Here is an 11,667-nt window from a genome sequence, read left to right as displayed (position 1 = left end):
TCAGCCGCGCAGGGCGGCGTCCAGTTCCGCGCGCAGGTCTTCCAGGTCCTCGACGCCGACGCTCAGGCGCACCAGGTTGTCGGTGATGCCCAGCGCCGCGCGCCGCTCGGGCGGCACCGAGGCGTGGGTCATGATGGCCGGGTGGTTGACCAGGCTCTCCACGCCGCCCAGCGACTCGGCCAGCGCGAACAGCTTGCAGCGCTCCATGAACCGGCGCGCGGCGTCGCCGCCGCCCTTCACGTACACCGAGATCATGCCGCCGAAGCCGTGCATCTGGCGCTTGGCCAGCGCGTGCTGCGGGTGCGAGGCCAGGCCCGGGTAGATCACCTTGTCGATGGCGGGGTGCGTCTCGAGCCACGACGCCAGCGCCATCGCGTTGTCGCAGTGCGCCTTCATGCGCAGGTGCAGGGTCTTGAGGCCGCGCAGCGCCAGGAAGCTGTCGAACGGGCCCTGGATGCCGCCCACCGCGTTCTGCAGGAAGGTCAACTTCTCGGCGATGGCGGCGTCATCGCCCACCACCACCATGCCGCCGACCATGTCGGAGTGGCCGTTGAGGTACTTGGTGGCCGAGTGCATCACCAGGTGCGCGCCCAGCTCGAGCGGACGCTGCAGGATGGGCGAGCTGAAGGTGTTGTCGACCGCCAGCCAGATGCCGCGCTTGCGCGCGAACTCGGCGAGCCGGGCGATGTCCACGAGCTTGAGCATCGGGTTGGTCGGGGTCTCGCACCAGATCAGCTTGGTCTTCGGGGTGACGGCGGCTTCGACCGCGGCCATGTCGTCGAGGTCGACGAAGCTGAAGTCGAGGCCGGCGCTGCGCCGGCGCACGCGCTCGAACAGGCGGTAGGTGCCGCCGTAGACGTCGTCCATGCAGACCACGTGGTCGCCGCTGTCGAGCATCTCGAGCACGGTGGACGTGGCCGCCAGGCCGGAGGCGAAGGCGTAGCCGCGGGTGCCGCCCTCGAGCGAGGCCACGCAGGCTTCGTAGGCGAAGCGCGTCGGGTTGTGGCTGCGCGAATACTCGAAGCCCTGGTGCACGCCGGGGCTGGCCTGCACGTAGGTCGAGGTGGCGTAGATCGGCGTCATCACCGCGCCGGTGCTGGGGTCGGGCGACTGGCCGGCGTGGATCGCGCGGGTGCCGAGGCCGGAATGCTTGGGGTCGCTCATGGGGGGCTTGGCGTCCTTAAAATTCGGGTTATTGCGCGCGGCGGCGCAGGTAGTTGAGCAGGTCGATGCGGGTGATCAGGCCCAGGAACTTCTGGTCGTCCATCACGATCGCGACGTGGCCGCGGTCGAACACCGGCAGCAGCGCGGCCATCGGCGAGGTAACGTCGAGCTTGTCGAGCTTGCGCACCATGGCCGTGGCCACCGGCTCCTTGAACTTCTCGTCGCGGCCGAACACGTGCATCAGCACGTCGGACTCGTCGACGATGCCGACGATGGCGTCGCCGTCCATCACCGGCAGCTGCGAGACGTCGTACATCTTCATGCGCTGGTAGGCCACCTGCAGCGTGTCGGTGGGCGACACGACCACGGTGTCGCGCTGGGCGTAGGGGCGCAGGATCAGGTCGCGCAGGTCGCCGTGCACCGGGCGCTCGAGGAAGCCGTTGTCCAGCATCCAGTAGTCGTTGTACATCTTCGACAGGTACTTGTTGCCGGTGTCGCAGACGAACACCACCACCTTCTTGGGCGTGGTCTGCTCGCGGCAGTACTTCAGCGCCGCGGCCAGCAGGGTGCCGCTGGAGCTGCCGCCCAGCACGCCTTCCTTCATCAGCAGCTCGCGGCCGGCGAGGAAGCTTTCCTTGTCGGTGATGGCGTAGGCCTTCTTCACGCGCGAGAAGTCGGAGATCGGCGGCAGGAAGTCCTCGCCGATGCCCTCGACCAGCCAGCTGCCCGACTTCGTGCTCAGCACGCCTTCGTTGATGTACTGGGTGAGGATGGAGCCGACCGGGTCGGCCAGCACCAGCTCGACGTGCGGCGCGGCCTTGGCGAAGAAGCGCGAGAGGCCGGTCATGGTGCCCGAGCTGCCGCAGCCGAAGACGATGGCGTCCATGTCGCCGTCCATCTGCGCCCAGATCTCCGGGCCGGTGCCCTGCTCGTGCGCCGCCGGGTTGTCCGGGTTGCCGAACTGGTTGATGAAGTAGCCGCCCGGGGTTTCGCGGGCGATGCGCTCGGCCATGTCCTGGTAGTACTCGGGATGGCCCTTGGCCACGTCCGAACGGGTGAGGATGACCTCGGCGCCCATGGCGCGCAGGTTGAAGATCTTCTCCCGGCTCATCTTGTCGGGGACCACGAGCAGCAGCTTGTAGCCCTTCTGCTGGGCCACCAGGGCCAGGCCGATGCCGGTGTTGCCGGCGGTGCCCTCGACCAGGGTGGCGCCGGGCTTGAGGTCGCCGCGCGCCTCGGCCGCCTCGATCATCTTCAGGCCGATGCGGTCCTTGATCGAGCCCCCGGGGTTCATGCACTCGAGCTTGAGGTACAGCTCGCAGGGGCCGGCATCGAGATGGCGGGCCTTGACGATCGGGGTGTCGCCGATCAGTTGGAGGACGCTTTGCTGGACCGTCATGGGAATCAGGGGCATGCGGCGGGAGCGCCGGCCGGGGATTCTAGCAGCCCGGGCCCTTGGCCCGCCCCTTGTCCGCGCGCGCTGCGCCGGGGGGCCATAGGGAAAAAATCAGCTGGTAAATGCGGGCGGCGGCGACCCGACGAGGTGGGCCGCCGCCGCCGCAGCGGGAACTCAGTGTCGTCGCGTGTCGAACATGCGGGTCAGCCGGTCCTTGGCGTTGAGCTTTTCCTTCTTCATGCGCCCCAGCGTGGTGTCGTCCAGCGGTAGCACGCCCAACTCGGCATCCAGCACCTGCTTGTCCAGCTCGCGGTGCCGGTGGTAGAGCTGGCGGAATTCCGGGTCGCTCTTCATGAGCGCATCAAGTTCGCTTTGCGGTTGCCCTTCAAACATCGGATTGACCTCCTCCAGAAACGCGAACGCCCCGGCCGGGAAGGACGAGGCGTGGCGGATTGAGACAAAGGTCAGGTCGCTTTCGCGGGCGGCGCCCCCGAGCGACCGACCCACCCCATCGCGGGGGGACGTGCGCTCGGCGGGGGCGAGGTCTGCTTTCATCGGCCTGGCTCGGTGGTCCCGGCGACGAAGCGCCACCGGGGCTTTGAACCTACTCCCCCGTTTTCGGGGTCGCAAGCCTCTCGATAACCCATTGACTGGAAAAGGAAAGCCCCCGCTGCACGGGGGCTTCCGGGGCCCGCGGCGGGGCCTTTGGATTCAATCACTTAGTGAAGTGAAGACTTCGCTGAATGCGCCAAGTGATTGATCCTGCTGTCATTCCACGATGATCTCGACCCGCCGGTTGCGTGCGCGGCCGTCGGCGCTGGCGTTGTCGGCGACCGGGCTGGCCTCGCCTTTGCCGCTGGCGCTGAGCCGGCCGGCGGACACGCCCGCCTCCTGCAGCGCGCGCAGCACCGCGTCGGCGCGTCGCTTCGACAGCGCCTGGTTCGCGGCATCCGCGCCCTGGCTGTCGGTGTGGCCCTCGATGCGGATCGCGCCGCCCGCGGGCAGCGAATCCGCCAGCGTGCGCAGGCTGGCCTGTGCCTGGGCGGTGAGGCTGGCGCTACCGCTGCCGAAAGCGTTGCCCGCCAGCGTGTAGATGGTGCGCCCGCCCTCGCGGCGCGACGGCGGCGCCGGCGCGTCGGTGATGTCGCCGCCGGCGACCGCGGCGGCCAGCTCGGCCTCCTTGCGCGCCAGCTCGGCCTCGCGGGCGCGGGCCTGGGCCAGCTTGCGGGCCTGCGCAGTCTCGGCTTCGGCCGCTTCCAGCGCGATGGTCTGGGCCGCGGCGGTGGCCTCGAGCTCGCGCTGGATCGCCTCCTCGCGGGCCAGGCTCTGCAGGCGCAGGCGCTCGGTTTCGCGGCGGGCCTGTTCGGCCTCGCGCTGGCTGGCCTCGATCATGATCTGGTCGCGCTCGCGGTCGAGCTGCTGCGACTGGCCGGCCAGCAGGTCGGCCTCGGCCGCGGCGCGGGCGGCGGCGATGCGCAGGTCGGCGATGCGCACGCTGTGGGCCCGGTCGCGGCGCTTGGCCTCCTGGGCGGCGGCGACGGCCTGGCGGGCCTTCAGGCGCTCGAGCCCGGCGAGATCGGCCAGCGAGGGGTCGGACTCGAGGCCGCGCAGGTCGGCGACCAGGCGGGCGACGGCCTGCTCGTGCTCGGCCGCGGATTGGGCGTGGACGGCGGCGGGCGCGGCCAGCAGCGCGGCCAGCAGGACGCAGGACAGGAAGGGGATCGGGAAGGGGCGCATCAGCGGCGTCCTCCGTTGACCAGCAGGCGGCGGCGCAGGTCGGCGTTGCGGGCCGACTTGCTGTCGACGTCGGCGCGGGCGGCGTTGAGCGCGGCGCGGGCGCGCGCCAGGTCGGCGGTGGCCTCGGCCGACTGGGCCAGGTGCAGGGCGTCCTGGCGCTTGCGGCGCACGTGCGCGTCGCGGGCCGCCTGAAGCTGGGCCCGGGCGTCGGCGAGCAGGGCGGCGGCGTCACCGCGTGGCTGGGCGCGTTCGGCGGCGGCGACGGCGGCTTCGGCGGCCAGCAGTTCGGCGCTGTCCTGGGCGAAGGCCCCGGAGCTTGACGCAAGCAGCAAAAGCGCGAGCGCGTGATGGATTTTTAGCGAGGATAATGTCATAAGGCGATCTCGCAGGTGGGCAAAGGGACGCAGGCCATTGTAGCCGTCCGGGGCCCGCCCAACGGTTAGGAACGGGGAATCCAAGGATACGCACATGGACATCGGCTATTTCCTGAAGCTGATGACGGAAAAGAACGCGTCGGACATGTTCCTGACCACCGGCGCGCCCGTCTACATCAAGGTCGAGGGCAAGCTCTACCCCCTCGGCAACACCGGCCTGCCGGCCGGCATGGTCAAGAAGATCGCCTATTCGCTGATGGACGAGGGCCAGGTGCCCGCGTTCGAGCGCGACCTTGAGTACAACATGGCCATCGCCGTGAAGGACACCGGGCGCTTCCGCGTCAACGTGTTCAAGCAGCGCGGCGAAGTGGGCATGGTCATCCGCGCCATCAAGTCCGAGATCCCCAGCATCGACCAGCTCAAGCTGCCGCCGGTGCTCAAGGACATCGTGATGGAGCAGCGCGGCCTGGTGCTGGTGGTCGGCTCCACCGGCTCGGGCAAGTCCACCACGCTCGCGGCCATGATCGACCACCGCAACGCCAACAACACCGGCCACATCCTCACCATCGAGGACCCGATCGAGTTCCTGCACAAGCACAAGAAGTCGATCGTGAACCAGCGCGAGGTCGGCCTGGACACCCACGCCTTCCACAACGCGCTCAAGAACGCCATGCGCGAGGCGCCGGACGTCATCCTGATCGGCGAGATCCTCGACGCCGTCACCATGGAATCGGCCATCGCCTTCGCCGAGACCGGCCACCTGTGCATGGCCACGCTGCACTCGAACAACGCCGACCAGACCCTGGACCGCATCCTGAACTTCTTCCCGGAGTCGGCCCACAAGAACGTGCTGATGAACCTCGCCCTGAACCTCAAGGCCATCATCAGCCAGCGCCTAGTGGTCGGAAAGGACGGCAAGCGCTTGCCGGCGGCCGAGATCCTGATCAACACGCCGATGATCCGCGACCTCATCCGCCGCGGCGAGGTGCACGAGATCAAGGACGCGATGGACAAGTCGCTCGAAGCGGGCATGCAGACCTTCGACCAGGCCCTGTTCCGCATGTACAAGGAAGGCAAGGTCGAGCTGGAGGAGGCGCTGCGCAAGGCCGACTCGCGCGATGGCCTGGCCCTGAAGATCCGCCTCTCGGAAGGCGCGACCGGCGAGCACGACCCGTATGCCGACATGTACGGCGGCGGCGGCCCGGGCAACGAGAACGCCACCGCCGGCTACTGAGCCGGCCCGCCGGGGCGGCCGCTGGTCGCCCGGCGCTTCCCCGCGCGCCTAGTTGCCGCCCGCGGCCGGCGCGTCCGGCTGGTTCTCCGGCCGCGCGTTCCTGAACTCATCCATGGCCATGCAGTTCTGCACGATCCGGCGGATGGTGCGGTAGGGCGCCATGTCGACGCCGAAGCGCTCGGCGTTGAAGACCTGCGGCACCAGGCAGCAGTCGGCCAGGGTGGGCTGTTCGCCGTCGCAGAAGTCGCCGGTGGACGGGTTGTCGCACAGCGTGTCCTCCACCGCGTCCAGGCCGACCTTGATCCAGTGCCGGGTCCAGGTGTCGCGCTCGGCCTGCGGCACGTTCCAGGTCTTGTCCATGAACTGCAGCACCCGCAGGTTGTTCAGCGGGTGGATGTCGCAGGCGATCATCTGGGCGATGGCGCGCACGCGCTGGCGCTCGCGCGCGGTGGCGGGCATCAGCGGCGGGGTCGGCCAGGTCTCGTCGAGGTATTCGATGATGGACATCGACTGGCGCAGGATGCGGTTGCCGTGCATCAGCACCGGCACCAGCTCCTGCGGGTTGAGGTCGTTGAACTCGGGCGTGTGCTGCTGGCCGCCGTCCTGCAGCAGGTGCACCGGCATGGTCTCGAAGGGCAGGCCCTTGAGGTTGAGCGCGATGCGCACGCGGTAGGCGGCGCTGGAACGCCAGTACGAATAAAGCCGGATGTTTCCCGCGCTCATGCGACCGTCCCCTTCCCTCTGGCTCGCGGCCCGGCTGGCGCCGGGTCTTGTTCCCACAGCATACCCCCGCCCAAGCCCTTGTGGGAGGGACTTCAGTCCCGATGCCCTTCGCCGAAAAGCATCGGGACTGAAGTCCCTCCTACAGGGGGCGTCAGGCCTTGGCGATGCGCTGTTCGATGGCGCCGAAGATCGAGGCGCCAGCGGCATCGAGCATCTCGATGCGCACGGTGTCGCCGAAGGACATGAAGGGCGTGCTGGGCTTGCCGTCGCGCAGGGCCTCGACCGTGCGCTGCTCGGCGAAGCAGCTGGCGCCCAGCGAAGTGTCCTCGTTGGCCACCGTGCCGGACCCGACGATGGTGCCGGCCGACAGCGGGCGGGTCTTGGCCGCGTGCGCCACGAGCTGGCTGAAGTCGAACTGCATGTCCACGCCCGCCTCGGGCGCGCCGAACCACTTGCCGTTGATGTGGGTCAGCAGCGGCCGGTGCAGCTTGTTGCCCTGCCAGGCCTCGCCCAGCTCGTCCGGCGTCACGAACACCGGGCTCAGCGCCGAGCGCGGCTTGGACTGCAGGAACCCGAAGCCCTTGGCCAGCTCGCCCGGGATCAGGTTGCGCAGCGAAACGTCGTTCACCAGGCCGATCAGCTGGATGTGCCCGGCGGCCTCGGCCGGCGTCGCGCCCTGCGGCACGTCGTCGGTGACGACCACGACCTCGGCCTCGAGGTCGATGCCGTAGGCCTCGTCGGCCACCAGCACCGGATCGCGCGGGCCGTAGAAGCCGGCGCTGACCGCCTGGTACATCAGCGGATCGGTGTAGAAGCTCTCCGGCACCTCGGCGCCGCGGGCCTTGCGGACGCGGGCGACGTGCGGCAGGTAGGCGCTGCCGTCGACGAATTCATAGGCGCGCGGCAGCGGCGATGCGAACACGCTGAAGTCCACCGCGAACACCGGCTCGCCGTTGATGGTTTCTGCGGTGCTGCCTTCGAGGGCCTCGTACACGCCGTTCAGGCGCGGCGCCGCGTTCGACCAGTCCTCCAGCGCGCGCTGCAGCGTCGGCGCGATGCCGGGCACGCGCACCGCGCGCGCCAGGTCCTTCGATACCACCACCAGCGTGCCGTCGCGGCCGCCTTCCTTGAGGGAACCCAGTTTCATCTTCGTTCAATCCCTGATGGCGCGGCGTGCGCGCGTTGCAATCACCGGCCGCGCCTCAGGCGCAGCCCTCGACGTAGAAAACCTGCGGCGGCAGGCCGATACGCCACTGGACCACCCGCCCTTCGGCGTCGATCTCGAACACCAGGCGCGCCGCCTCTCCGTATTCGGGCGTGACGACCAGGTAGCGGCCGCCGGGCAGGTATTTGTGCGGCTGCTCCTCGACCCGGCTGCCGAACGTGGCGAGCACGTCGCTGGCCAGCGAACCCACCACGAGGCCGCCCGGCGCCGCCGGCACGCGGCCGTACACGTCGTAGCGCACGAACTTCGACCCTTCCAGCATGAAGGCCACGGCCTCGTCGGCGCCCTGCGCCGGCCGCGGATCCATCTCGAGGTAGTAGCAAAGCTCGGTTCCCGTCAGCGTGTAGGGCTGCAGCGGGCGGCCCCAGGCCTGGCGCACGCGCTCCTCGCCATCGCCGAAGCTGGCCGGGCCGAAGCCGCGGAAGTTGACCACCCCGGCATCGTGCTCGCCGCGCGGGCCGTTGGACGGCACGAGCGCCGCCGCCGCGGGCGCGGTGGCCGCGGCCGGCGCCGGGCTCGCGGCCGGCGTCGGGCCGGGCGTCGCGGCGTCGGCCTCGGTGTCGCCGGACGGCGGGGCCGAGCACGCGGCCAGGGCCGCCGCCAGCACGAGGCAAGGAAGGTGTTTCGCGTGCCGCATCAGCGCACCCCCGGATCGAAGTGGCGGGCCAATCCCTGCCAGCAACGCAGATAGTCGGCCTGCCGGTGGCCCGCGTCCAGCGCCTGGGCGGTGGGGCGGATCACGTGCCGGGATTCGAACATGAAGGCCATGGTGTCGCGGATCACGTCGGGCTTCGACAAGTCGGCGCTCGAAGCCTTTTCAAACGTGGCCGCGTCGGGGCCGTGCGCACTCATGCTGTTGTGCAGCGAGGCGCCGCCCGGCACGAAGCCCTCGGCCTTGGCGTCGTAGGCACCGTGCACCAGGCCCATGAACTCGCTGGCGATGTTGCGGTGGAACCACGGCGGCCGGAACGTGTCCTGGGCCACCAGCCAGCGCGGCGGGAAGATCACGAAGTCGATGTTGCTCACGCCCTCGCTGTCGCTGGGCGAATGCAGCACCAGGAAGATCGACGGGTCCGGGTGGTCGTAGCTGATCGAGCCGATGGTGTTGAAGCGGCGCAGGTCGTACTTGCTGGGCGCGTAGTTGCCGTGCCAGGCCACCACGTCGAGCGGGCTGTGGTCGATGTCGGCGCGCCAGAGGCCGCCCTGGAACTTGGCCACCAGCTCGAAGGCGCCCTCGCGGTCTTCGTACGCGGCCACCGGCGCGAGGAAATCGCGCGGGTTGGCCAGGCCGTTGCTGCCGATCGGCCCGAGGTCGGGCAGCTTGAACATCGCGCCGAAGTTCTCGCACACGTAGCCGCGGGCCTGGCCATCGGGCAGCGCCACGGCGAAGCGCAGGCCGCGCGGGATCAGCGCGATCTCCTGCGGCTCGACCTCCAGCACGCCCAGCTCGGTGGCGATGCGCAGCCGGCCCTGCTGCGGCACGATCAGCAGCTCGCCGTCGGCGTCGTAGAAGTAGCGGCCTGCCATGTCCTTGTTGGCGGCGTAAACGTGCACGCCCATGCCGCCGGCGGAAGGCCCGCCGTTGCCGGCCATGGTGAACAGGCCGTCGAGCCAGTCGGTGGGCGCCGCCGGCATCGGCAGCGGGCTCCAGCGCAGCTGCTCGGGCGTCACCGGCCCGTGGCCGAATTCATTGTGGAAGCGCGGATGCGCCAGCGCGCTGAAGGCGCCGTGCCCGGCCGCGGGGCGGATGCGGTACAGCCAGCTGCGCCGGTTGCAGCTGCGCGGCGCGGTGAACGCCGTGCCGGAAACCTGCTCGGCATACAGCCCGTAGGGCGCCCGCTGCGGCGAATTCCGCCCCACCGGCAGCGCCCCCGGCAAGGCCTCCGTCGCAAACTCGTTCCCGAAACCACTCTGGTACTGAAGGGTCATCTGGCGGATTCCGAAAAGGATTTTTTTGCCACTGATGAACACAGATGAACACGGATCAGGAGCAGGAAAACCAGCAGCCAATCAAGCGGGCTCTTGACCTATCCGTGTTCATCCGTGTTCATCTGTGGCTGAAAAGCGCTTAAAGCACGCCGCGGCGGATCTGGTCGCGTTCGATGGACTCGAACAGGGCCTGGAAGTTGCCCTCGCCGAAGCCCTCGTTGCCCTTGCGCTGGATGATCTCGAAGAAGATCGGGCCGATCGCGTTCTGGGTGAAGATCTGCAGCAGCTTGCGCTGCTTGGTTTCCGGGTCGGCGTCGATCAGGATCTTGTTGGCGCGCAGGCGCGGCACGTCCTCGCCGTGGTTGGGCACGCGCTCGTCGATCACGTCGAAGTAGGTGTCGGGGGTGTCGAGGAACTGCACGCCCTGCGCCCGCATCGCCTCAACCGTGGTGTAGATGTCGTCGGTGAAGCAGGCGATGTGCTGGATGCCCTCGCCCTTGTAGGCGTCGAGGTATTCGTTGATCTGCGACTTCGGGTCGTTCGACTCGTTGAGCGGGATGCGCACGACGCCGTCCGGCGCGGTCATCGCCTTCGACACGAGGCCGGTCTTGACGCCCTTGATGTCGAAGTAGCGGATCTCGCGGAAGTTGAACAGGCGCTCGTAGTAGTCGCTCCACTTCTGCATGTTGCCGAAGTAGAGGTTGTGCGTGAGGTGGTCGATGAAGGTCAGGCCGAAGCCCGCCGGGTTCGGGTCGGCGCCCGGGATCAGCTCGTAGTCGGCGGCGTAGGCGTCCTCGCCGGAGGGCACGAGGTAGAGCATGCAGTCACCGATGCCCTTCACCGCCGGCACGCCGATGGCGCCGGTGCCCGGCTTGTGGTCGATGGCCTGGCCGCCGTTGCCCTTCACCACGTCGAACACCTTGGCCACCGGCTGGGTGAAACGGATCGCGAAGCCGCAGGCGCAGGGGCCGTGCTGGGCGGCGAAGTCGGCCGCGAAGCTGTCCGGGTCCTCGTTCACCAGGAAGTTGACGCCGCCCTGGCGGTAGACGGTGATCTTGCGGGTCTTGTGGCGCAGCGTGGCGCTGAAGCCCATCGACCGGAACATCGCGTGCAGGTCCATCGGGCTGCCCGCGGGGGCCGCGAACTCGACGAACTCGAAGCCGTCGATGCCCATCGGGTTCTCGAAGGTGGTCGGCTTCATGCCGAGGTTCGGGGCGTGGGTCTGGGGCTGGGCGCTCATGGCGGTCCTCCGGTGGGGGCGGCTTGCATGGGGGAGGCTGCCGTTATAGTTTCATTTGCAACCATTTTCAAGGCGCAGTGCCGCAATGCCCGACCGGGACATCCTGGACCTCGAACATTTCCTGCCCTACCGGCTCTCGGTGCTGTCGAACCGGATCAGCCAGGACATCGCCCGGCTGTACGCCGAGCGCTTCGACCTGGGCGTGACCGAGTGGCGGCTGCTGGCCGTGCTGGGCCGCTATCCCGGCCTGTCGGCGAGCGAGCTGGCCGAGCGCACGGCCATGGACAAGGTCGCCGTGAGCCGCGCCGTGGCCAGCCTGCTGGCGGCCGGCCGGATCACCCGCGACACCCACGGCGCCGACCGCCGCCGCTCCGTGCTCGAGTTGTCCGAGGAAGGCCAGCGCGTCTACGCCGAAGTCGCACCGGCCGCGCTAGCCTACGAACGCCGCCTGCTGTCGAACCTCAGCGCCGAGGACCGCACCGCCCTCGCCCGCCTGGTCGACCTCCTCGGCGCCGCCGAAGAAAAAACCAAGTAAACCCCGAAACCAAATGAACCCGGTTCATTTGCTGGCCGCAGCGGTAGCCACCATCGCGGCCCGCGCAGCAAATGAACCGGGTTCATTAGGTTTCGGCTTCTGACGAGGGA

General features: G+C 69.0%; 12 protein-coding genes. 2 read left to right on the top strand and 10 right to left on the bottom strand.

The window, feature by feature from the left end; all coding sequences use genetic code 11:
• From VFV21_RS12540 to VFV21_RS12520, 5 genes are all read right to left on the bottom strand, one after another.
• Entirely contained in the window at nt 1–1,164 is a 1,164-nt protein-coding gene (locus VFV21_RS12540) for a cystathionine gamma-synthase (RefSeq protein WP_329669754.1), read from the bottom strand.
• Nucleotides 1,165–1,192: 28 nt separating this feature from the next.
• Nucleotides 1,193–2,563: a pyridoxal-phosphate dependent enzyme gene (locus VFV21_RS12535; RefSeq protein WP_329669813.1), complete on the bottom strand. Its 1,371-nt coding sequence runs from the start codon at nt 2,561–2,563 to the stop codon at nt 1,193–1,195.
• A gap of 171 nt (nt 2,564–2,734) precedes the next feature.
• Complete coding sequence (locus tag VFV21_RS12530; protein WP_034214442.1) at nt 2,735–2,953, bottom strand: YdcH family protein; 219 nt, start codon at nt 2,951–2,953, stop codon at nt 2,735–2,737.
• A gap of 375 nt (nt 2,954–3,328) precedes the next feature.
• Nucleotides 3,329–4,297, bottom strand: a complete 969-nt coding sequence (locus VFV21_RS12525) for an OmpA family protein (RefSeq protein ID WP_329669753.1) — start codon at nt 4,295–4,297, stop codon at nt 3,329–3,331.
• Nucleotides 4,297–4,629: a DUF4398 domain-containing protein gene (locus VFV21_RS12520; protein ID WP_329669752.1), complete on the bottom strand. Its 333-nt coding sequence runs from the start codon at nt 4,627–4,629 to the stop codon at nt 4,297–4,299. Before VFV21_RS12520 ends, VFV21_RS12525 begins: the two co-directional genes overlap by 1 nt.
• Nucleotides 4,630–4,765: 136 nt before the next feature.
• Here VFV21_RS12520 and VFV21_RS12515 point away from each other — a divergent pair, with 136 nt between their 5' ends.
• Complete coding sequence (locus VFV21_RS12515) at nt 4,766–5,905, top strand: PilT/PilU family type 4a pilus ATPase (protein ID WP_329669751.1); 1,140 nt, start codon at nt 4,766–4,768, stop codon at nt 5,903–5,905.
• Between the two features lie 48 nt (nt 5,906–5,953).
• Here VFV21_RS12515 and maiA read toward each other — a convergent pair whose 3' ends face one another.
• From maiA to hppD, 5 genes are all read right to left on the bottom strand, one after another.
• Nucleotides 5,954–6,628 carry a maleylacetoacetate isomerase gene (gene maiA, locus VFV21_RS12510; RefSeq protein WP_329669750.1) on the bottom strand — a complete coding sequence of 225 codons (675 nt, stop codon included), beginning with the start codon at nt 6,626–6,628 and terminating at the stop codon, nt 5,954–5,956.
• Nucleotides 6,629–6,779: 151 nt separating this feature from the next.
• A complete protein-coding gene (locus VFV21_RS12505) occupies nt 6,780–7,775 on the bottom strand; it encodes a fumarylacetoacetate hydrolase family protein (protein ID WP_329669749.1) in 996 nt (331 codons plus the stop codon).
• A gap of 55 nt (nt 7,776–7,830) precedes the next feature.
• Nucleotides 7,831–8,490, bottom strand: coding sequence for a hypothetical protein (locus VFV21_RS12500; RefSeq protein WP_329669748.1), 660 nt, complete (start codon nt 8,488–8,490; stop codon nt 7,831–7,833).
• Complete coding sequence (gene hmgA, locus VFV21_RS12495; protein ID WP_329669747.1) at nt 8,490–9,782, bottom strand: homogentisate 1,2-dioxygenase; 1,293 nt, start codon at nt 9,780–9,782, stop codon at nt 8,490–8,492. The genes VFV21_RS12500 and hmgA overlap by 1 nt, the downstream gene beginning before the upstream one ends.
• Before the next feature lie 139 nt (nt 9,783–9,921).
• On the bottom strand, nt 9,922–11,022 hold the full coding sequence (gene hppD, locus VFV21_RS12490; protein ID WP_329669746.1) for a 4-hydroxyphenylpyruvate dioxygenase: 1,101 nt from the start codon (nt 11,020–11,022) through the stop codon (nt 9,922–9,924).
• Between the two features lie 85 nt (nt 11,023–11,107).
• On the opposite strand from hppD, the gene VFV21_RS12485 reads away from it, so the two are divergent.
• Nucleotides 11,108–11,557: a MarR family transcriptional regulator gene (locus tag VFV21_RS12485; protein ID WP_329669745.1), complete on the top strand. Its 450-nt coding sequence runs from the start codon at nt 11,108–11,110 to the stop codon at nt 11,555–11,557.
• Nucleotides 11,558–11,667: the final 110 nt, after the last annotated feature.

This window comes from Arenimonas sp., from assembly GCF_036275555.1.
Lineage (GTDB): Bacteria > Pseudomonadota > Gammaproteobacteria > Xanthomonadales > Xanthomonadaceae > Arenimonas.
This window is presented reverse-complemented; position numbering and strand designations above follow the sequence as displayed.